Annotated in this window: 20 protein-coding genes; 13 read left to right on the top strand and 7 right to left on the bottom strand. The window is 67.2% G+C overall.

Annotated elements, in window-relative coordinates:
• Positions 1-6: 6 nt before the first annotated feature.
• From gtdA to AC1DIX_RS09895, 9 genes are all read left to right on the top strand, one after another.
• The gene (gtdA, locus tag AC1DIX_RS09935) at positions 7-1,053 is read left to right on the top strand and encodes a gentisate 1,2-dioxygenase (protein ID WP_477323964.1); all 1,047 of its coding nucleotides are present in this window, start codon (positions 7-9) and stop codon (positions 1,051-1,053) included.
• Between the two features lie 19 nt (positions 1,054-1,072).
• A complete protein-coding gene (locus AC1DIX_RS09930) occupies positions 1,073-1,771 on the top strand; it encodes a fumarylacetoacetate hydrolase family protein (protein WP_477323962.1) in 699 nt (232 codons plus the stop codon).
• A 13-nt stretch (positions 1,772-1,784) separates the two neighbouring features.
• Entirely contained in the window at positions 1,785-3,020 is a 1,236-nt protein-coding gene (locus tag AC1DIX_RS09925; protein WP_477323960.1) for an aromatic ring-hydroxylating dioxygenase subunit alpha, read from the top strand.
• A gap of 3 nt (positions 3,021-3,023) precedes the next feature.
• Positions 3,024-3,506 carry an aromatic-ring-hydroxylating dioxygenase subunit beta gene (locus tag AC1DIX_RS09920; RefSeq protein ID WP_477323958.1) on the top strand — a complete coding sequence of 161 codons (483 nt, stop codon included), beginning with the start codon at positions 3,024-3,026 and terminating at the stop codon, positions 3,504-3,506.
• Positions 3,507-3,525: 19 nt separating this feature from the next.
• The gene (locus tag AC1DIX_RS09915) at positions 3,526-3,840 is read left to right on the top strand and encodes a non-heme iron oxygenase ferredoxin subunit (RefSeq protein WP_477323956.1); all 315 of its coding nucleotides are present in this window, start codon (positions 3,526-3,528) and stop codon (positions 3,838-3,840) included.
• A 63-nt stretch (positions 3,841-3,903) separates the two neighbouring features.
• Complete coding sequence (locus AC1DIX_RS09910; protein WP_477323954.1) at positions 3,904-5,295, top strand: MFS transporter; 1,392 nt, start codon at positions 3,904-3,906, stop codon at positions 5,293-5,295.
• A 23-nt stretch (positions 5,296-5,318) separates the two neighbouring features.
• A complete protein-coding gene (gene maiA / locus AC1DIX_RS09905; RefSeq protein WP_477323952.1) occupies positions 5,319-5,957 on the top strand; it encodes a maleylacetoacetate isomerase in 639 nt (212 codons plus the stop codon).
• Positions 5,958-6,033: 76 nt separating this feature from the next.
• Positions 6,034-7,143 carry a porin gene (locus AC1DIX_RS09900; RefSeq protein ID WP_477323950.1) on the top strand — a complete coding sequence of 370 codons (1,110 nt, stop codon included), beginning with the start codon at positions 6,034-6,036 and terminating at the stop codon, positions 7,141-7,143.
• Between the two features lie 81 nt (positions 7,144-7,224).
• Positions 7,225-8,010, top strand: coding sequence for an SDR family oxidoreductase (locus AC1DIX_RS09895; protein ID WP_477323948.1), 786 nt, complete (start codon positions 7,225-7,227; stop codon positions 8,008-8,010).
• Here the strand turns inward: AC1DIX_RS09895 and AC1DIX_RS09890 are convergent.
• The gene (locus AC1DIX_RS09890) at positions 7,934-9,811 is read right to left on the bottom strand and encodes a glycoside hydrolase family 35 protein (RefSeq protein WP_477323946.1); all 1,878 of its coding nucleotides are present in this window, start codon (positions 9,809-9,811) and stop codon (positions 7,934-7,936) included. The two genes, AC1DIX_RS09895 and AC1DIX_RS09890, sit on opposite strands and share 77 nt — an antisense overlap.
• Positions 9,812-9,977: 166 nt before the next feature.
• Positions 9,978-10,436: a redox-sensitive transcriptional activator SoxR gene (gene soxR / locus AC1DIX_RS09885; RefSeq protein ID WP_441933742.1), complete on the bottom strand. Its 459-nt coding sequence runs from the start codon at positions 10,434-10,436 to the stop codon at positions 9,978-9,980.
• Between the two features lie 82 nt (positions 10,437-10,518).
• Here soxR and AC1DIX_RS09880 point away from each other — a divergent pair, with 82 nt between their 5' ends.
• Complete coding sequence (locus AC1DIX_RS09880; protein WP_477323944.1) at positions 10,519-11,586, top strand: NAD(P)/FAD-dependent oxidoreductase; 1,068 nt, start codon at positions 10,519-10,521, stop codon at positions 11,584-11,586.
• Here the strand turns inward: AC1DIX_RS09880 and AC1DIX_RS09875 are convergent.
• Positions 11,583-12,785, bottom strand: coding sequence for an MFS transporter (locus AC1DIX_RS09875; RefSeq protein WP_477323942.1), 1,203 nt, complete (start codon positions 12,783-12,785; stop codon positions 11,583-11,585). The genes AC1DIX_RS09880 and AC1DIX_RS09875 overlap by 4 nt on opposite strands.
• 97 nt (positions 12,786-12,882) lie before the next feature.
• Between AC1DIX_RS09875 and AC1DIX_RS09870 the strand changes: the two genes are divergently transcribed.
• Positions 12,883-13,779 (top strand): LysR substrate-binding domain-containing protein, encoded by an 897-nt coding sequence (locus AC1DIX_RS09870; RefSeq protein WP_477323940.1) that lies wholly within the window; start codon positions 12,883-12,885, stop codon positions 13,777-13,779.
• Here the strand turns inward: AC1DIX_RS09870 and AC1DIX_RS09865 are convergent.
• On the bottom strand, positions 13,776-14,696 hold the full coding sequence (locus AC1DIX_RS09865) for a LysR family transcriptional regulator (protein ID WP_477250433.1): 921 nt from the start codon (positions 14,694-14,696) through the stop codon (positions 13,776-13,778). The two genes, AC1DIX_RS09870 and AC1DIX_RS09865, sit on opposite strands and share 4 nt — an antisense overlap.
• Before the next feature lie 94 nt (positions 14,697-14,790).
• Here AC1DIX_RS09865 and AC1DIX_RS09860 point away from each other — a divergent pair, with 94 nt between their 5' ends.
• Both AC1DIX_RS09860 and AC1DIX_RS09855 read left to right on the top strand, forming a co-directional pair.
• Entirely contained in the window at positions 14,791-15,960 is a 1,170-nt protein-coding gene (locus AC1DIX_RS09860) for an ABC transporter substrate-binding protein (protein WP_477323938.1), read from the top strand.
• A gap of 28 nt (positions 15,961-15,988) precedes the next feature.
• Entirely contained in the window at positions 15,989-17,002 is a 1,014-nt protein-coding gene (locus AC1DIX_RS09855; RefSeq protein WP_477323936.1) for a Rieske 2Fe-2S domain-containing protein, read from the top strand.
• Between the two features lie 12 nt (positions 17,003-17,014).
• Here AC1DIX_RS09855 and AC1DIX_RS09850 read toward each other — a convergent pair whose 3' ends face one another.
• The 3 genes from AC1DIX_RS09850 to AC1DIX_RS09840 form a co-directional block, all read right to left on the bottom strand.
• Entirely contained in the window at positions 17,015-17,512 is a 498-nt protein-coding gene (locus tag AC1DIX_RS09850) for a MarR family winged helix-turn-helix transcriptional regulator (RefSeq protein ID WP_477250427.1), read from the bottom strand.
• 72 nt (positions 17,513-17,584) lie between these two features.
• A complete protein-coding gene (locus AC1DIX_RS09845) occupies positions 17,585-17,785 on the bottom strand; it encodes a DUF4148 domain-containing protein (protein WP_441933726.1) in 201 nt (66 codons plus the stop codon).
• A 253-nt stretch (positions 17,786-18,038) separates the two neighbouring features.
• Positions 18,039-19,775: a tannase/feruloyl esterase family alpha/beta hydrolase gene (locus tag AC1DIX_RS09840; protein ID WP_477324066.1), complete on the bottom strand. Its 1,737-nt coding sequence runs from the start codon at positions 19,773-19,775 to the stop codon at positions 18,039-18,041.
• Positions 19,776-19,839: the final 64 nt, after the last annotated feature.

Raw genomic sequence — 19,839 nt, 5'->3', positions numbered from 1 at the left:
GACCATATGGACATGCAAGCCAAGGCCGGCGTGAAGCAGGAACGCGCCGACTTCTACCGCCGCATCAGCGGCCATAACCTGACCCCCTTGTGGGAAGTGCTCGGCGCCCTGGTGCCGAAGTCGCCCAGGACCCCGGTGGCGCCGGCGCTGTGGCGCTATGCCGAGGTGCGCGAGCAGGTCATGGAAGCCGGCCGCCTGATCACCGCCGAAGAGGCCGAGCGCCGCGTGCTGATCCTCGAGAATCCCGCGATGCGCGGAAATTCCTCGATCACGCAATCGCTGTACGCCGGCCTGCAGCTGATCATGCCGGGCGAAGTGGCGCCGGCCCACCGCCACACCCAGTCGGCCCTGCGCCTGGTACTGGACGGCGAGGGCGCCTACACGGCGGTCGACGGCGAGCGTACCACCATGCGCCGCGGCGACTTCATCATCACCCCGTCCTGGACCTGGCACGACCACGGCAACCTGGGCACGGAACCGGTGGTGTGGCTGGACGGCCTCGACATCCCGACCCTGCGCTTCTTCGACGCCGGCTTCGCCGAGCACGGCAGCGAGGCCACCCAGCAGACTTCGCGTCCGGAAGGCGACGCGCTGGCCCGCTACGGCCACAACATGCTGCCGCTGGACCTGAAGCAGGAAGCAGCCGATCCGACCAAGGTCTTCGTCTATCCCTTCTCCCAGACGAAGGAGGCGCTGGAAGGCATCGCCCGCACCGCGCCGGACGCCCACTTCGGCCACAAGCTGCGCTACGTGAACCCGGCCACCGGCGCCTCGCCGATGCCGACCATCGGCGCCTTCGCCCAGCTGCTGCCGGCCGGCTTCGAGACCGCGCCCTACCGCAGCACCGACGCCACCGTCTACGTCTGCCTGGAAGGCGAGGGCAGCGCGCAGGTCGGCGACGAATCCTACACCTTCGGCCCGAACGATGTGTTCGTGGTGCCGTCCTGGCACACGCTGACATTGAAAGCCGGCGAACAGACCATCCTGTTCAGCTTCTCGGACCGTCCGATGCAGCAGGCGATCGGCCTGTGGCGCGAAGAAAAAATGCAGTAACCCTTATCAGGAGAACCCCATGAAATACGCAGTAGCCCCGGCCCCCGTCCACACCCTGCCGATCGCCGGCAGCGACGAGCAGTTCCCGATCAACCGCATCTTCTGCGTCGGCCGCAACTACGCGGCGCATGCGCGCGAGATGGGCCGCGATCCGGACCGCGAACCGCCGTTCTTCTTCATGAAGCCGGCGAATGCCACCGTGGTTGCCGGCAGCGAGGAAGTGACGATCCCGTATCCGCCGAAGACCGCCAACTTCCACCACGAGATCGAGCTGGTGGTCGCCATCGCCAAGGGTGGCGCCAACATCCCGGTCGAGCAGGCTTTGGCCCATGTCTACGGCTATGCCGTCGGCCTCGACATGACCCGCCGCGACGTCCAGCTGGAAGCGCGCGACAAGGGCCGTCCCTGGGAATTCGGCAAGTCCTTCGCGCAATCGGCGCCGATCGGCGCCATCCACAAGGCCAGTGAAGTCGGCCACGTGCGCGAAGGCGAGATCGCGTTGACCGTGAACGGCGAATCGCGCCAGCGTTCGGACGTGTCCAAGCTGATCTGGTCGGTGGCGGAATCGATCGCCTACCTGTCGGAGTACGAAACCCTGGAGCCGGGCGACATCATCATGACCGGTACCCCGGAAGGCGTGAACGCGGTCAAGCAGGGCGACCTGATGGTCGGCAGCGTGGCCGGCCTGGGCGAGATCCGCGTGCGCGTGGCAGGCTGAGACGGAGGCGGTCATGGCAGTGTGGGAGTCGAAGGAAAGCAGCAGCAGGATCCCGTTCGCGGTGTACACCGACGAGCAGCTCTACCAGCGCGAGCTGGAAAGGCTGTTCTACCGCGGCCACTGGTGCTACGTGGGACTTGAAGCCGAGATCCCCAAGGTGGGCGATTTCAAGCGCACCGCGATCGGCGAACGCTCGGTGCTCATGGTGCGCGGCGAGGACGGCATCCACGTGGTCGAGAACGTGTGCGCCCACCGCGGCATGCAGTTCTGCCGCGAGCGCCACGGCAACAGGAAGGAGTTCGTCTGTCCCTACCACCAGTGGAACTACCGGCTGAACGGCGACCTGCAGGGCGTGCCCTTCCGCCGCGGCGTCAAGCAGGAAGGCAAGATCCAGGGCGGCATGCCCAAGGAATTCAAGCCCGAGGAACACGGCCTGACCCGGCTGAAGGTCGCCACCCGTGGCGGCGTGGTGTTCGCCTCCTTCGACCACGAGGTGGAATCGCTGGAAGACTTCCTCGGCCCCGAGATCACGCGCTACTTCGACCGCCTGTTCAACGGCCGCCAGCTGAAGATCCTCGGCTACAACCGCCAGCGCATCCCCGGTAACTGGAAGCTGATGCAGGAGAACATCAAGGACCCTTACCATCCTGGCCTGCTGCACACCTGGTTCGTCACCTACGGCCTGTGGCGGGCGGATAACAAGTCCCAGCTGGTGATGGACGAGCGCCACCGCCACGCGGCGATGATCTCGACCCGCGGCAGCGGCGCCGGCAGCAAGGCCGACGTCACCTCCGGCATCACCAGCTTCAAGGAGAGCATGCAGATCGAGGACAAGCGCCTGCTCGACATCGTCCCCGAGGAATGGTGGGGCGGTCCGACGGCGGTGATGATGACGGTGTTCCCGAGCGTGATCTTCCAGCAGCAGGTCAACAGCGTCTCCACCCGCCACATCCAGCCGGACGGCAAGGGTTCCTTCGACTTCGTCTGGACCCACTTCGGCTTCGAGGACGACAGCGAGGAGATGACCGAGCGCCGCCTGGTCCAGGCCAACCTGTTCGGGCCGGCCGGCTTCGTCTCGGCCGACGACGGTGAGGTCATCGAGCTGTCGCAGTACGGCTTCGAGCAGAAGCCCTTCCACCGCGCGGTGGCGGAACTCGGCGGCTACGGCGTCGAGAACACCGACCACATGGTCACCGAGACCCTCATCCGCGGGATGTACGAGTACTGGCGCACGGTGATGGAGGACTGAACGATGAACAGCAACGATGACCTGCAGATCTACCTGGCGCTGGCCCGGCTGAACGCCGATTACGCGGCCGCCGTCGACGCCGCCGACTGGGAGCGTTGGGTGGACTTCTTTGTCGACGACTGCGAATACAAGGTGCAGCCGCGCGAGAACTTCGAACGCGGCTTCCCGCTGTCCACCCTGGCCCTGCTGAGCAAGGGGATGCTGAGGGACCGCGTCTACGGCATCCGCGAGACCCTGTTCCACGACCCGTACTACCAGCGCCACACGGTCGGCCTGCCGCGCATCCTGCGTGTGGACGGCGACCTGGTCGAGGCCGAGGCGAACTACGCGGTCTTCCGCACCAAGCTGAGCCAGGAGACCACGGTGTTCAACGTCGGCCGCTATATCGACCGCGTGCGCGCCACGCCGCAGGGACTCAAGTTCGAATCGCGCGTGTGCGTGTACGACAGCGAGATGATCCCGAACTCGCTGATCTATCCAATCTGAATTAGCAAAGGCAGCAAACATGGCAAACAACTGGCTCGACATCAGTGCCCTCGACGAGGTGCCCGAAGAAGACGTGCTGGGCGTCGACACCGGCGGCAAGGACGTCGCCCTGTACAAGGTCGAGGGTCAGGTCTACGCGACCGACAACCTCTGCACCCATGGGCATGCCCGCCTGTGCGACGGCTTCCTCGACGGCTTCGAGATCGAATGCCCGCTCCACCAGGGCAAGTTCGACATCCGCAACGGCAGCCCGACCTGCCAGCCGGTCACCGAGGCGGTGCGCACCTACCCGGTGAAGATCGAGAACGGCAGGGTGTTCGTCGACCTCGGCTGACGCCACCACACCACGGACCGCGGCCCAGACCGCGGCCAACCACGACAATCAACAGGAGACACCATGTCCAGTACCGCGCAAGTCGACGTACAGCAGCTGATCGATACGGGGCGCTTCACGCGCTACCAGTTCCTGATCGCCTTCCTCTGTTTCATCATCATCGCCATCGACGGCTTCGATACGGCGATCATCGGCTTCATCGCCCCGTCGCTGCGCGGCGAGTGGCACCTTACCCCCCAGCACCTGGCGCCGCTGCTGTCCGCCGGCCTGGTCGGCCTGGCGTTCGGCTCCTTCCTGGCCGGCCCGCTGGGCGACCGCATCGGCCGCAAGACCATCCTGGTGCTGTCGGTGCTGTTCTTCGGCATCTGGAGCCTGGCCTCGGCCTATACCGATTCCCTGCTGACCCTGACCATCTTCCGCTTCCTGACCGGACTGGGACTGGGCGGCGCCATGCCGAACGCGATCACCCTGACCTCCGAATACTCGCCGCAGCGCAGCAAGTCGACCGTGGTCACCATCATGTTCTGCGGCTTCACCCTCGGCTCTGGCCTGGGCGGCGTGCTGGCCGCCCACCTGATTCCGGAATACGGATGGCGCAGCGTGCTGCTGGTGGGCGGCTATGTGCCGGTCGCCTGTGCGCTGCTGTTCTACTTCCTGCTGCCGGAATCGGTGCGCTTCCTGGTGCTGCGCAAACCCGGCAGCCCGCAGATCGCCGCGACCCTGCACCGCATCGCGCCGGGCGCAAGGCTAGCCGGCGCACGCTTCTTCATTCCGGAAGCGCCGGCCGCCAAGGGACGTTCGCCGGTCGCCCAGCTGTTCGCATCGCCGCTGGCCTTCGGCACCCTGGCGCTGTGGGCCGCCTTCTTCATGAGCCTCCTGATCGTCTACCTGCTGACCAACTGGCTGCCGACCCTGTTCAAGGACGCCGGCTTCCCGATCGCCAAGGCGGCCCTGGTGTCCGCCATGTACCAGGTGGGCGGCACCGTCGGCGCCATCGTCATCGGCCGCCTGATGGACCGCTTCAATCCCTACCGCGTGCTCGGCCTGTCCTACCTGTGCGCGATTGCCTTCATCGCCCTGATCGGCTTCCAGTACACCGATCTGGTGCTGCTGAACATCGGCGTGGCCGGCGTCGGCTTCTGCATCAGCGGTTCGCAGATCGGCGCCAATGCCCTGGCCGCCGCCTTCTACCCCACCAGCAACCGCGTCACCGGCGTCAGCTGGGCGCTGGGCGTGGGCCGCTGCGGCGCCATCCTCGGTTCGCTGATGGGCGGCGCGCTGCTTGGCGCGGGCCTCGGCTTCTCGGCCATCATCCTGCTGCTCGCCATCCCGGCGCTGCTGGCATCGCTGTCGGTGTTCGCGATGTTCGTCCGCTATCCGCTGGCCGGTGCCGGCGGCGCGGCGGCGGCGGGCAGCAAGGGCTCCGCTGCGGCATCCACGCCRGCATCGACCTGATCTTTCGTACCCATAGGCTTCGCATGAAACTCTACAGCTTCTTCAACAGTTCCACCTCCTTCCGCGTGCGCATCGCGCTGGCGCTGAAGGGCCTGTCCTACGACTACGCCGGCGTCAACCTGCGCGCCGGCGAGCAGGGCCAGCCGGCCTATCGCGAGCTGAGCCCGGCCGGCATCGTGCCGGTGCTGGTCGACGGCGACGTCACGCTGACCCAGTCGCTGGCGATCATCGATTACCTCGACCACCGCTACCCGGCGCCGCGCCTGCTGCCCGAGGAGCCGGTGCTGCGCGCCCGCGTGCTGGAAGTCGCCCAGACCATCGCCTGCGAGATCCACCCGATCGACAACATCCGCGTGCTGAAGTACCTGAGCGGCAAGCTTGGCGTGAGCGAAGAGGCCAAGTCGGCCTGGTACGCGCACTGGGTCGACGAAGGCCTTGGTGCGGTGGAGTGCCTGCTGTCGAAGGCGCCGGCGAGCGCCTACTGCTTCGGCGACACGCCAACCCTGGCCGACTGCTGCCTGATACCCCAGGTGGCGAACGCCCTGCGCATGGGCTGCGACCTGTCGCGCTTCACGCGCGTGCTGGCCGTCCATGAGCACTGCATGCGGCAGCCGGCCTTCATCGCGGCGGCGCCGCAGAACCAGCCTGACTACGTGGGCTGAGCCGGGCGAACGATCCGGCAATCCCGGCCCGCCACCCTGCAGTGGCGGGCAATAACATCACCCTCAGGAGACAAGCATGAACCAATTTGCAGCCTTCCGGCGCGGCGCCATCACGTCCATCGCCCTGGCGGCCGCCCTGTGCGCAGGCGCGGCATCCGCCCAGACCAGCGTTACCGTCTACGGCATCGTCGATGCCGCCTTCGCGCGTACCGACAATGTCGACACGTCCGGCCATTCGATGACCAAGATGGCTTCCCTGACCGGCAGCGTGCCTTCGCGCCTTGGCTTTCGCGGCTCGGAAGACCTGGGCAACGGCCTGTCGGCGATCTTCACCCTCGAGAACGGCCTGAATCCTGACGTCGGCACCGCGAGCCAGGGCGGCCGCCTGTTCGGGCGCCAGGCCTGGGTCGGCCTCAAGGGCAGCTGGGGCAGCGTGCAGATCGGGCGGGTGCCGAACATGAGCTTCTATTCGATGGTGAAGAGCGACGTGCTGGGCCCGAACCTGTTCTCGATCAGCAGCATCGACTTGTATATCCCGAATGCCCGCAGCGACAACGCCGTCGCCTACATGGGCACTTTCAAGCGCGTGACGCTGGGCGCCACCTACAGCACCGGGCGCGATGCCTCGTCCGCGGGTGGCCCGGCGGCGACCAATTGCGCGGGCGAAGTGGCCGGCGATGCGCGCGCCTGCCGCCAATATACCGGTCTGCTGGGCTATGACGCCGACACCTGGGGCCTGACCGCTTCCTACGACAAGCTGTACGGGAACAAGGGCGCGGCCTTCGGCCTCACCAGCAGCGCCAACTACGACCGCCGCACGACGCTCAACGGCTACGTCATGCTGGGCAAGACCAAGGTGGGCGGCGGTGTCCTGGACCGCAAGACCTTCGCCGCCACCGGCGTCATCGAGTCGGACCTCTACTACCTGGGCCTCAGCCAGCCGGTCGGCCCGCAACTGACCCTCGACGCCCAGGTGGCCAGGAAGAACGTCAAGGGTTCGCCGGACGACACCACGATGGTGGTCGCGCGCCTGACCTACGCGCTGTCCAAGCGCAGCGCGGTCTACGCCGGAGCCGGCCGCATGGACAACCACGGACAGGCTGCGGTAGCCCTCGACGCCGGCGGCACCGTTGCGCCGGGCAAGGCCCAGAACGGCCTCATGGCCGGGATCCGGCACGTCTTCTGATCCTTGCAATGAACGCTTGACCTCGACTTTGCTTGAGGTCCTACACTCCGTCCCATCGTCGTACAGGGATGGAGTGGAAACATGGCAAAGCAGGGTCGGGGAAAAGTCGTCGTGATCACCGAAGCGGACGGGGAGGCCGGCGCGGCATGCGCACGCAGCCTGGCGGAGGAGGGCGCGCTGCTGGTGCTCGGGGCACGGGACCGCGAGCGCCTCGAAGAACTGGCGGGCGAACTGCGCTGGGACGGCGCATCGGTCCTGGCATTACAGGCGGACGGCGCCGACTACGTTCAAGTGGAAAGCCTGGTCGCCCATGCGGTGCGCGAGCACGGCCGGGTCGATGTGGTCATCAACATCCCGCGCGAAGCGGCCATCGGCGATGGTTTTGGCGTCGACTGGACCCGGGTCGCGGACGAGCAGATCCAGGCCTGGCTGCACGCTGTGGTCGCGGCGAATGCGCAGATGGCGCGGCAGGGCGCCGGCCACATCGTCAACGTCGCGCCGCTCTTCGTGCCGCGGCTCGACGGCCTGCATGGCGTCGCCCACGGCACCGTGTTCCGTTCGCTGGCGCAGGCGCTGGCGGAAATCACCGAGGGCCTGCAGAAGGGGAGCGATGGCTATCCCTTGCGGGCCACGCTGGTGAGCACGGAAGCGCCCCTGCTGCCCGCGCCGGGCGAGCCGGCGGAGGTGGAATACGCCCTGGCGCAGTCGGTTGCCCGCGCCGTGCGCTTCGCGGTCGGCCAGTCCGCGGACGGCCATGTCGAGCGGCTGTGCATCCGCCACGCCATCGCGGTCAATGGGGCGGCGGGGTCTCGTACACCGGATCGGCGCGTCCCTGCATCGTCGTCGCGGTGGGAGGCTCGGTGCTGAACACCAGCACCTCGTTGGCGCCCGCCTGCAGCCAGGAGGCCGGCAGGTAGAGGGTCTGCTGCGGACCGATATGCCAGTAGCGGCCGAGGTGGTGGCCGTTGACCCACACCTGGCCCTTGCCCCAGCCGCGGGTGTCGAGGAAGCTGTCCACCGGCTTGTCGAGCTTGAGCGTTCCGCGCCAGAAGCCCGGGCCTGCCGAATCGCCGCCGGCCTTGGCCGGCGCACCGGCGGCCAGGCGCTGCAGCGCCGTGGCGTCCATCGGCAGCGGGTAGACGGTCCAGCCTTCGAGCTCGTCCTTGTCCAGCTTCACGCCGCGGACGATGCCCTTGTTATCGTCCACCAATCTGGCGCCGAAGCCGACCCGGCCCATCGCCTCGACCAGCAGGTCGAGCCGGGTACCGGCGGGCAGGTCCACCGCCAGCGCCTTGTCGCCGCGTCGGCGGTCGAGCTGGCCGATGACACGGCCGTCGGCCAGCACGGTGGCCTGGTCGCGCAGATCGTCCAGCACCAGCTGTCCCTTGATCGGCGCCGCCAGGCGCTTGCGGTAGAGGATGTAGCCGTAGTTCTGGCCGAATTCCTCCATCGCCCGCACCCAGCGTGCGGGCTGGCCCTTCGAGAGGGTGTCCAGGCTGTCCAGCAGGCTGCCGGCGGACGCCAGCGGAAAGGCGGCCAGGGCCTGCGGTGCCGGTGCCGCCGGTACCGGCGGCAGCGTCTCCTTCACATGCCTGGCGATGACTTCGCGCAGGGCCTGGTACTTGGGCGTCGGGCGGCCGGCTTCGTCCAGCGCGGCGTCGTAGTCGTAGCTGGTGGTGTCGGGCTGGTAGGGCTCGGTGCTTGAATAGTTGGCGCCGGCCAGCCAGCCGAAGCTGGTGCCGCCGTGGAACATGTAGAGGTTGAAGGATAGCCCCTGCGACAGCATCCAGTCCACCGTGCGCGCGGCTTCTTCCGGGCTCTGGCTGTGGTGCGGTCCGCCCCAGTGGTCGAACCAGCCGGCCCAGTATTCGCCGGCCATGCGCGGCCCGGCCGGTCGCCATGCCGACAGCGCTTCGATCGAGCCCTTGGCATCGTCCAGCCCACCGCCGAAGTTGACGACGGCCGCCGCCCCGGGCAGGGTGCCGCCCTCGAACAGGCGGGCGGCGCCGCCGTCCGAGGTGRACAGCGGGGCGTCGAATCCGGCCGCGCGCATCTGTTCCCGGGTGGCGCGCAGGTAGTCGTGGTCGCGGCCGAAGGAACCGTATTCGTTTTCCAGTTGCAGCATCAGGATCGGGCCGCCCCGGCTGCTTTGGAGGTCGGCCACTTCCCGGGCGAGGCGCTTGAAGTAGCGGGCGCTGGCGGCCAGGTAGCGCGCATCCATGGAACGCACGCGCAGGCCCGGCGTGCGCAGGAGCCAGGCCGGAAAGCCGCCGAAGTCCACCTCGGCGCACACGTAAGGCCCCGGCCGCAGCACCACGTTCAGGCCTTCCTCGGCCGCCGTCTTGATGAAGGTGCGCAGGTCGTTCTGGCCGGAGAAGTCCCATTGCCCCGGCTCCGGCTCGTGCTGCGACCAGAAGGCGTAAGTCGTCACGGTGTTCAGCCCCATCGCGCGCGCCATGCGCAGCCGCTCGCGCCAGGCGGCGCGCGGGATGCGCGGGTAATGCATCTCGCCGGAGCGGATGACATAGGGCTTGCCGTCGAGTTTGAACTGGGCGCCGTCGATGGCGAAATGGGACGGACGCGCCGGGGCGGCGCTCGCGGCGGCCGCCAGGGTGCTCGTCATGGCAAGGGCCAGCAGGGCTGCCTGTAGTGTCTTCGAAAGTGTCAAGCCGAGGTCTCCGGTATTTTTCTGTTCGTAAGTTATGGCGCGTTAAATGTATGGTGAAAAAACTTACGCGTCAACAAACACGAAAGAAAAATTGGTGCAGGCCACCGGCATTTGGCTGAAATATCTTTCGATATGGGCGAAATCTCGGCCAGATACTTTCGATTCATCAATCCCGTTCGAGGATGCGCGGACCCGGACCTTCGCGCCCCAGCACGTCTTCCGGATTGCGCAGCGGGCAATCCTTCAGCGACAGGCAGCCGCAGCCGATACAGCCGTTCAATTCGCTGCGCAGGCGCTGCAGCCGCGTGATGCGCTCGTCGAGCGCCGCCCGCCACTTCGAGCCGACGCTCTTCCATTGCGCGGCAGTGATCTTCTGCCCCGGCTGGTAGGGCCCCAGCGCCTGCTGGATCTCGTCCAGCGGAATGCCGGCGCGCTGGGCCACCTTGATGATGGCGATGTAGCGCAGGACGTCGGGCGTGTAGCGGCGCTGGTTGCCGGAACTGCGCACGCTGCTGATCAGGCCCTTGGCTTCGTAGAAGTGCAGGGTGGAGACGGCGACGCCGCTGCGCTCGGCGACTTCGCCGACGCTCAGCCGGCGGACGGTGGCGGGAATGGCTTTGTTCATGGCGCTTGACCTCAAGGTAACTTGAGGAATTATAAAGCGAATACGAACAACGCAAGCCAGCTGTCTGGCGGGAGAAGAAGGTATGAAACGTGAAGAAGAATGGATGGCGGGGGCGATCGACGCCGATGCCGTGATCGTCGGCGCGGGCCCGGTCGGCCTGTTCCAGGTGTTCGAGCTCGGGCTGCTGGAGGTGAAGGCCCATGTGATCGATTCCCTGCCGTATCCCGGCGGCCAGTGCATGGAGCTGTATCCGGACAAGCCGATCTACGACATCCCGGCCGCGCCCGTGCTCACCGGCCGCGAGCTGACCGACAATCTGTTGAAGCAGATCGCGCCCTTCGAGCCGGCCTTCCACCTCGGCCAGGAAGTGCGCCTGGTCCGCAAGCGCGAGGAGGGTCGCTTCGACCTCGAGACCTCGGCCGGCACGCGCTTCGTCACCAAAACGATCTTCATCGCCGCCGGCGTCGGCGCCTTCCAGCCGAGGAAGCTCAAGGTCGGCGGCATCGACAGGTTCGAGGACAGCCAGCTGTTCTACCGCGTCCGGGAGCCGGCCCGCTTCCACGGCAGGCAGCTGGTGATCTGCGGCGGCGGGGATTCGGCGCTGGACTGGGCCCTGGACCTGGTCGGCAAGGCCGAATCGGTGGTGCTGGTGCATCGCCGCGACAGTTTCCGCGCCGCGCCGGCCTCGATCGCGAAGATGAAGGCGCTGTGCGAGGCCCACGAGATGCAGTTCGTCTCGGGCCAGGTGGCGGGCTTCGGCGAAGAAGATGGCAGGCTGACCGAGCTGAAGGTGCTGGGCAGCGACGGTGTCACTCGCCGCATTCCGGCGGAGATGGTGCTGGTGTTCTTCGGCCTGCTGCCCATGCTGGGGCCGATCGCCGAATGGGGGCTGGACATGGAGATGCGCCAGCTGACGGTGACGACCACCGAGACCTTCGAGACCAGCGTGCCGGGCATCTTCGCGGTCGGCGACATCAATACCTATCCGGGCAAGAAGAAGCTGATCCTGTCGGGCTTTCATGAGGCCGCGCTGGCGGCTTTCGGTGCCGCCCCTTACATCTTCCCGGACAAGAAGGTGCACATGCTGTACACGACGACCTCGCCGAAGATCCACAAGCTGCTGGGCGTCGAAACGCCCGTGATGGATTAGGCCGGCGCCAGCGTCGGGCCGAGCGGCGCCAGCCGGCGCAGGCGCAGCGAAATCAGCAGCGCCGCCGCCAGCAGGCTGCCGAGCAGCATGACGACGCCGCCCCAGCCGCCGTGTTCCCACAGGAAGCCGCACAGCCAGCCGACCACGCTGGAGCCGAGGTAGTAGAAGCACAGGTAGAGCGCCGAGGCCAGTGCCTGCTGGGTGCGGGCGCGGCGGCCCACCCAGCTGCTGGCGATCGAGTGCGAGGCGAAGAAGCCGAAGGTGAAGATGGCCATGCCGGCGACGATCAGCATCAGATTGTGCGACAGGGTCAGCAGCAGGCCGGCGAACATCGTTCCCATTACGGACCACAGCACGTGGCGGCGGCCCATTCGGTCGGCGCGGCGGCCGGCCCAGACCGAGCTGAAGATGCCGAGCAGGTAGAGCAGGGAGACCGCGCCGACCACGCTCTGGCGCAGGCCGTAGGGCGCGGCCAGCAGGCGGAAGCCGATGAAGTTGTAGGCGCTCACGAAGCAGCCCATCAGCAGGAAGGACAGGCCGAACAGCCAGGGCAGGCCGTCGTCGCCGAAATGGCGGCGCAGGCCGTGCAGGGTCATCGCCAGGCCGCCCGAGGAGGGCTTGAAGTTGCGCGAGGCGGGCAGGCTGCGCCAGAATTCCCAGGCCGCCAGCAGGCCGGCCACGCCCATCGTAGCCAGCGCCACGCGCCAGGACAGGAAGTCGGACAGGGTCGAGGCCAGCATCCGGCCCAGCATGCCGCCGAAGGCATTGCCGCTGATGAGGAGGCCCATCGAAACGCCCAGCGAGGCCGGTTCGATCTCTTCGCTGAGGTAGGCCATCGCCACCGCCGGCATGCCGCCCAGCGCCAGGCCGAGCAGGGTGCGCGCCACCAGCAGCTCGGCATAGCTGCGCGCGAATGCCGACAGCACCGTCATCGCGGCGGCCACCACCAGCGCCACCACCATCAGGTTCTTGCGCCCGACGCGGTCGGAGATGACGGAGGAGCACAGCAGCGAGAAGGCCAGCGCGGCGGTCGCCATCGACAGCGACAGGCTGCTCTGCGCCGGCGTAAGGGCGAAATCGCGGGCCAGCAGCGGCATCAGCGGCTGCACGCAGTAGAGCAGGGCGAAGCAGGAGAAGCCGCCGAAGAACAGGGCGCGGTTGGTGCGGCGGTAGGCGGGGACGGCGGTGGGGCTGGACATGGCGCTAGGCGTGAGGCTTTGATACTCCATCCTAGGATTGCGCAGGCCATCTGTCCAATATATATTTGTGGCTCTACTTATCGCTTAAACAGATAACATGGAACTTCGGCATCTGCGTTACTTCGTCGCCGTGGCGGAAGAACTGAGCTTTACGCGCGCCGCCGAGCGCCTGCACATCGGCCAGCCGCCGCTGAGCCAGCAGATCCAGGCGCTGGAAGCCGAGATCGGCGCCAGGCTGCTGGAGCGGAACAAACGGCGCGTGCTGCTGACCGAAGCCGGCCGGCTGTTCCTGGCGGACGCGCGGCGCATGCTGGCGCTGGCGGAGCAGGCCAAGGAAACCGCCCACCGCGCCCACATGGGCGAAGCGGGCGAGCTGCGGGTCGGCTTCACCTTCTCGACGCCGTTCACGCCGCTGTTCGCCAAGGTCGTGCGGCGCTACCGCCAGGCCTATCCGCGCGTGCTGCTGAGCTTCCAGGAGATGACGACCCTGCACCAGCTGGCGAAGATCGAGGCGCGCGAACTGGACGTCGGTTTCGTGCGCCCGGCCTCGATGCAGCTGCCGCACAAGGTGGCGCTGACGAAGCTGCGCAGCGATCCGCTGCGGCTGGTGCTGCCGACCGATTCGCCGCTGGCGCGGCAGAAGAGCATCGCGGTGAAGGACCTGGCCGGCCAGGCCTTCGTCGTGTTCCCCAAGGATGCCGGCACCGGCATCTACCACCAGATCTTCGAGCTGTGCCGCGCCGCCGGCTTCACGCCCCACATCGCGATGGAGGCGGGCGAGCCCTCGACCATCATCGGCCTGGTGGCGGCCGGCTGCGGCATCTCGGTGCTGCCCGGTTCCTTCGAAGGCATCCACATGGAGGGCGTGGTCTACCGGCCACTGGCCGATCCGGAAGCCACCACCTCGATGCTGCTGGCCCGCCACACCGAGGGCGGCGGACCGCTGGCGGAAGCCTTCGTGGCGCTGGCCCGGTCGGCGGCCGAAGAACACTAACGCCCGGCGCGGTCCGCGAACAGCTTGGCCACCACCGTGCGGATCCACACGTTCGGCTCGTCCTTGTGGAATTTGCGGTGCCAGTACTGCTTCAGGTCGAACTGCGGGATTTCCAGCGGCGGCTGGATAAGGCGGATGCTGGCGATGCGCGCGAAGGATTCGCCGACCGCATACGGCACCGTCACCAGGAGGTCGGTGGAGGCGATGATGAAGGGGATCGACATGAAGTGCGGCGTCGACAGGACCACCCGCCGTTCGATCTTGTGCTTGGCCAGCAGCTGCTCGAAGATCTCCTGGCTGCGCCCCTCCGCGCGGATCACCGCATGGCCGATACGCAGGAAGTCCGCCATCGAGATCCGCTCGCCCTTGATCCTGTGCCGTGCGTTGAGCAGGCTGATGAAGTTGTGGGTGAACAGGCGCTGCTGGAAGAAGTTGCGCGCCTTCAGGTCCGGAAAATAGCCGAGCGCGAGGTCGATCTCGCCGGATTCCAGCCCCGCCGCGATCTCCTCCGGCGGCAGGGTGACCGAGCGCACCGTGGCATGCGGCGCGTGGGCCTGCAGGTAGGCCAGCAGTTTCGGCAGGAAGGTCATCTCGCCGATGTCCGACAATGCAAAGTTGAAGCGGCGCGTGGTTTCGGCCGGCTCGAAGCGGGTGCTGGCCAGCACCTCGGTCTTCACCCTGCCCAGGATCTCGCGCGTCGGCCCCAGCAGGGCGGTGGCGCGCGGGGTCGGCGACATGCCGTGCGAGCCGCGCACGAACAGCGGATCGCCGAGCGCCACGCGCAGCTTGTTGAGGGCGATGCTGACCTTGGGCTGGCTCCAGCCGAGGCGCTGCGCGGCGCGGCTGACGCTGCGCTCCTCGGCGATGGCCAGCACCACCGGCAGCAGGTTGAGGTCGAATCCGGCGTCCGTGCTCATATCTAAATATTGAATAAACGTTATTCTCTGAATTGTCTTGAGATATAACACAAGCGGCCTATGATTGCATGCACTACAACGACAGGAGACATGCATGAACAGGTTCACGCCAGGGTTTTGCTTGATCGCGGCATTGCTTGCCGGCGGCGCCGCCCACGCCCAGGACGACACGATCCGGATCGGCGTCATCACCTCGCTCAGCGGTCCGGCCGCCGAGAGCGGCGCGCAGATGAAGGCCGGGATCGACACCTGGCTGCGCCTGAACGGCGACAAGGTGGCCGGCAAGCGCATCGAAGTCATCTACAAGGACGATACCGGCACCCAGCCGGACATCGCCAAGCGCCTGGCGAACGAGCTGGTCACGCGCGACCACGTGGACGTGCTGGCCGGCTTCGTGTTCACGCCGAATGCGATGGCCGCCGCCGGCGTCGCCGACCAGAGCAGGACGCCGATGGTGGTGATGAACGCGGCGGCATCGAGCCTGACCGCGCGCTCGCCCTACGTGACGCGGGTCTCCTACACGATCGCGCAGTCGGCCAAGCCGCTGGCGGAATGGGCCTACCGCACCGGCGCGCGCCGCGTGTTCACCGTGGTGGCCGACTACGCGCCGGGCATCGATGCCGAGATCTGGTTCAACAAGACCTTCACTGCCCTCGGCGGCAAGATCGTCGGCTCGGTGCGCATGCCGCTGGGCAGCGTCGACTACGGCGCCTTCGTCCAGCGCGTCAAGGACGAGAAGCCGGACGCCATCCACGTCTTCCTGCCGAACGGCCAGCCGATGGTGGCCTTCACCAAGGCCTACCGCGAGAAGGGCCTGGACAAGGCGAACATCCGCTTCCTGGGCGGCGAGGGATGGGGCGACGAGGACGTGCTGAAGGCGGGCGGCGATTCACTGGTCGGCATCTATTCGTCCGGCTTCTATTCCTATACCCGGCCGGGCGCCGACAATGCCAGCTTCGTCGACGCTTTCGGCAAGACCGTGGGCGGGCGCATGCAGCCGAGCTTCCTGGCGGCGTCTTCCTACGACGGCATGGCGCTGATCGCCAAGACGCTCGCCAGGACCGGCGGCAAAGCGGGCGGCGCGGCCTTCATGCAGGCGCTCAAGGGCTATACCAGCAGCAGCCCGCGCGGCACGGTGACCATCGATCCGGCCACCCGCGACATCGTCCAGACCATCTACATCCGCCGCATCGACAAGCGCGACGGCAGGCTGGTGGCCACCGAGATCGACCGCTTCGACGCGGTCAAGGACCCGGCCAAGTAAGCCTCACGCAAAAATAAGGAGATTAGCCATGTTCCCGCTCGATCAATGGTATGTCGCCGGGTTTTCCTGGGAATTGAAGGACAGGCCGGTGGCCAGGACCCTGCTGAACCGGAACGTCGTGATGTTCCGTACCGGCGAAGGCGTGGCCGCCGCGCTGGAGGACCGCTGCTGCCACAAGTCGCTGCCGCTGTCCTGCGGCACCGTCGAGAAGCGCGGCGTGCGCTGCGGCTACCACGGCCTGCTGTTCGCGCCGGACGGCGCCTGCCTGGAGGTGCCCGGCCAAGAGCGCATCCCGACCAAGGCGAAGGTGAAGTCGTATGTGCTGAGCGAGAAGGACAGCATCCTGTGGATCTGGATGCCGCGCGAGGAGGGCGGCCAGCCGACGATCGACGCGCCGGACTACTGGGTGCACCGCGATCCGCGCTACACCTTCAAGGGCGACGTCTTCCACTACGACGCGCCCTACCAGCTGATCCACGATAACCTGCTGGACCTCAGCCACCTCGGCTACGTGCACCTGAAGACCATCGGCGGCAACGCGGCCGTCCACATGAACGCCGAGCTGAAGGTGGAGGCCAGCGGCGACCAGGTCAGGGTGCTGCGCTACATGCCGGAGTCGGCGCCGCCGCCGACCTACCTCGACGCCTGGCCCTTCAAGGGCAAGATCGACCGGTGGCAGGAAGTGGAGTTCAACGTGAGCCACCTGAACATCTGGACCGGCGGCGCCGACGCGGGCACCGAGGACATGCGGGACCCGCAGCGCGGCGGCTTCCACATGCGCGGCTTCCATGCGATCACGCCGGAAACCGATACCACGGCCCACTATATGTGGACCATGGCGTCCAACAGCCATCCGGAGCGGCCGGACGTCAGCGGCGTCGTGTTCGACCAGACCGCGCTGACCTTCGAGGAAGACAAGGTCGTGATCGAAGCCCAGTACCGCAACATGCTGCGCCATCCCGGCGCGCCGCAAGTCGACATCCACGTCGACGTTGGCCCGAACCGCGCGCGGCGGGTCATCGAACGGCTGGCGCGGGCCTGACTGGCAAACTGCTCAGGCTTTTGCGTCGAGGTTGCGCAGCACGCGCGCATTGAGGCTGGCCAGCGTTTCCAGCTCGGCCGGCGTGAAGCCGGCGAAGGCGGCGGTGGTGGCGGCGGAAACCTCGGGCAGAAGGCGCTCGATCATCGCGCGGCCTTCCTCGCTCAGCGTAATCATCACCGCGCGGCGGTCGCCCGGCTTGGGGCCGCGCCGGACCAGGGACTTGGCCGCCAGCTCGTCGCAGACGCGCGTCAGGTTGGCGGGCTTCTCGTTGCAGGCTTCGCTCAGCTCCGAGGCGGTCGAGGTTTCGTCGACGCTGCCGTAGAGGATGGCCAGCACCATATAGTGCGTGTCGCCCAGCTCGTACTGCCGCAGCGCCGCGTTGCTCCTGTCGCGCAGGTTCTTCTGCAGATGGTAGGCCATCCGGACCAACAGCATCTTCTCGAACGGGAATCCCGGGACGCGGGCCTGGACTCGCCGCAGGCGCTGTTCGGTCGGACCAAAATCGCTCATTGCATTCCTTGCAGCTTTTGAAAGTGCCGATTATCGCACCGACGCGGCCGAAAGAGTGCGTTCAGGCAGGCTTCAGGGCGCCTTGTGCAGTTCGGGCCAATTCGGGTAGACGTATTGCGCTTCGGTCAGCGGGTAAGTGCCGTCGGCCCTGGCTTGTGCCAGCTCGGCCTGCACGCGGGCGCGGACCGGATCGTTGGCGGCGACATTGCTGGTGGAAGCGCAGCCGGTCAGGGCGGCGAGGAGGACGACAGGGATCAGGGGTTTCAGGTTCATGATGTTCACCTTATTGAAGGAGGACCAGTGGAAAAGCTTCGGCACAGGACATATTTTAGTACTGGATAGTTCATTTGTGAAGTAAATCGACGTAAGTATAAATACGTATGCGTCCGCTTGAGCACGAATGCTCATGCGGAGCGGGTAGATGGTCTGAATGAAGACGCTACGCCGAGGCGGGCTGCCTGGCAAGCGCAGAAGGGCATGGCCGCATGCCAAGATTGACATGCGGCCATGAGAGAGGGAGGAGGGATTACTGGCAGCTGAAGTTGGCGGCGTCGTCGACGCTGCCGCTGCCTTTATAGCGCGCGACCTTCGGATAGGCGCACAGCGGACGGGTGCGCGAGGCCGACCAGTTGGCGGGCAGGTCGGCATTCGCGCCGCCGGCATTCCCGCTGCCGCGGGCCGCTGCCGCCACCGTGTCCGGCGCCTGGCCTTTCTCGACCCAGGCGACGAGCGGCGTCAGCATGTCGAACTGGTCGGTGGCCGGGCCGCCGGAGCAGTGGTTCATGCCCGGCACCCGGAAGAAGCGCGCGAAGTTCGCGGCGTCGCCGCCGTTGGCTGTGCGCAGCGCTTCATACCAGGCCGTGGTGTCGTCGCTCGAGAAGATCGGGTCGCTGGTGCCGTGGTAGACCAGCATCTTGGCGCCGCGGTTCTTCAGGGCCGCCAGGTTGGACGGATTCGGCGGCGTCATGAAGGACATCGCGCTCTCCGTGTAGACGGTGCTGGTGGCGTTGACCTTGGCCAGCATCGTATCGAGGCTGGCGTTCAGCACGAAGCTGCGGCCGTCGAAGGTGGCCGGGTCTTCCGGCGGCACCTCCCAGATCAGGCCGACCGCGCCGGAATCGCGGTCGATCGGGGCATTGAACTTCCAGCTCGCCCAGCCGTTCGTGGCCAGGCCCGCATCCCAGGGGAAGCTGGTGTAGATCTGCTTGCCGCTCTCGGTCTTGGCGCCGGCGAACAGGGCGGCGATGCCGCTCTTCTGGGCGGTGGTGAGGCAGGTGCCGTCGCGCGCGCCGGCGCAGGTCGGGACGTCGCGGTTGATGTCGAAGGCGGCCTGGCAGGCCTTGGTATCCTGCACCAGGCCGTCGGCGGCGCCGTCGAGGGCGTCGCACTTGCCCAGCACCGCATTCGACACCAGCGCCCGTTCGGCCTGGGTGAAGCCGGTGCCGAGGTCGCCCGGCGTGGAGGCCAGCGCGGCATAGGTCTTGGCGCCGGCGATGTTGGCGATCGCCGCCAGCGGCAGGCGGAAGCCGGGGTCGCCGACCAGGAAGCCGTCGTACTGGTCGGCATAGCGCGCCGCCGCGACCATGGTATGGCGGCCGCCGTTCGAGCAGCCGCCGATGTATGAGCGGTCCGGCGCCTTGCCGTAGGCGGCCTTGATCACGGCCTTGGCCATCGGCGTCAGCTTGCCGACCGCCTGGTAGCCGTAGTCGAGCCGCGCCTGCGGATCGATGCCGAAGAAGGGCGTCGGCGCGCCGTGGCCGGCGTCCGAGCTGATCACGGCAAAGCCCTGGTTCAGCGCATTGTCCAGCGGTCCGCCGCCGCCCACCGGTCCGAGCGCGCTGACGACGCTGCCGTCGACGCCGCCGTTGGCCTGGTAGAAGAAGCGGCCGTTCCAGTTGAGCGGCAGGCGCATCTCGAAGCCGATCGCATAGCTCTTGCCGTCGACCGTGCCGGTACGGCGCAGCATCTCGCCAAGCACCTGGCAGTGGGCGGGCACCGGCTTGCCGCCCACGCTGACGGTGCCGGCGGCGATCGCATTGACCGCGCTGATGGTGGTGTCGGGATAGGTCAACTTTGCCGCCAGGTCGGCGCAACCGGCCATGCTGGCGCCGGTGGCCGCGCCCAGTTGCGGCAGGCTCTGCACCGGCGGCGTGACCGGCGGAGTGTCGCCGGCGGCAGGCTGGCTGTCGTTGTCGCTGCAGGCGGCAAGCAGCAGGGCGGCGAGCGCCGCGGCAAGGGTTGTGGTTGTGGTGGTGTGTCGCATGTTCATACGTGTCTACTCCTCTGCAAGGTGACAGATCGAATTCAAAACGTCGGGACGAACGGGA

It is taken from the genome of Massilia sp. 05N420 (assembly GCF_056397205.1).
The sequence above is the reverse complement of the archived record's forward strand: the minus strand, read 5'-3'. Positions and strand labels throughout refer to the sequence as shown.

Coding starts and splice junctions, on each gene's coding strand:
- AC1DIX_RS09900 (WP_477323950.1), top strand. CDS start 6,034: ATGAACCAATTTGCAGCCTTCCGGCGCGGCGCCATCACGTCCATCGCC.
- gtdA (WP_477323964.1), top strand. CDS start 7: ATGGACATGCAAGCCAAGGCCGGCGTGAAGCAGGAACGCGCCGACTTC.
- maiA (WP_477323952.1), top strand. CDS start 5,319: ATGAAACTCTACAGCTTCTTCAACAGTTCCACCTCCTTCCGCGTGCGC.
- AC1DIX_RS09915 (WP_477323956.1), top strand. CDS start 3,526: ATGGCAAACAACTGGCTCGACATCAGTGCCCTCGACGAGGTGCCCGAA.
- AC1DIX_RS09845 (WP_441933726.1), bottom strand. CDS start 17,785: ATGAACCTGAAACCCCTGATCCCTGTCGTCCTCCTCGCCGCCCTGACC.
- AC1DIX_RS09895 (WP_477323948.1), top strand. CDS start 7,225: ATGGCAAAGCAGGGTCGGGGAAAAGTCGTCGTGATCACCGAAGCGGAC.
- AC1DIX_RS09855 (WP_477323936.1), top strand. CDS start 15,989: ATGTTCCCGCTCGATCAATGGTATGTCGCCGGGTTTTCCTGGGAATTG.
- AC1DIX_RS09840 (WP_477324066.1), bottom strand. CDS start 19,775: ATGCGACACACCACCACAACCACAACCCTTGCCGCGGCGCTCGCCGCC.
- AC1DIX_RS09880 (WP_477323944.1), top strand. CDS start 10,519: ATGAAACGTGAAGAAGAATGGATGGCGGGGGCGATCGACGCCGATGCC.
- AC1DIX_RS09875 (WP_477323942.1), bottom strand. CDS start 12,785: ATGTCCAGCCCCACCGCCGTCCCCGCCTACCGCCGCACCAACCGCGCC.
- AC1DIX_RS09920 (WP_477323958.1), top strand. CDS start 3,024: ATGAACAGCAACGATGACCTGCAGATCTACCTGGCGCTGGCCCGGCTG.
- soxR (WP_441933742.1), bottom strand. CDS start 10,436: ATGAACAAAGCCATTCCCGCCACCGTCCGCCGGCTGAGCGTCGGCGAA.
- AC1DIX_RS09865 (WP_477250433.1), bottom strand. CDS start 14,696: ATGAGCACGGACGCCGGATTCGACCTCAACCTGCTGCCGGTGGTGCTG.
- AC1DIX_RS09860 (WP_477323938.1), top strand. CDS start 14,791: ATGAACAGGTTCACGCCAGGGTTTTGCTTGATCGCGGCATTGCTTGCC.
- AC1DIX_RS09850 (WP_477250427.1), bottom strand. CDS start 17,512: ATGAGCGATTTTGGTCCGACCGAACAGCGCCTGCGGCGAGTCCAGGCC.
- AC1DIX_RS09870 (WP_477323940.1), top strand. CDS start 12,883: ATGGAACTTCGGCATCTGCGTTACTTCGTCGCCGTGGCGGAAGAACTG.
- AC1DIX_RS09925 (WP_477323960.1), top strand. CDS start 1,785: ATGGCAGTGTGGGAGTCGAAGGAAAGCAGCAGCAGGATCCCGTTCGCG.
- AC1DIX_RS09930 (WP_477323962.1), top strand. CDS start 1,073: ATGAAATACGCAGTAGCCCCGGCCCCCGTCCACACCCTGCCGATCGCC.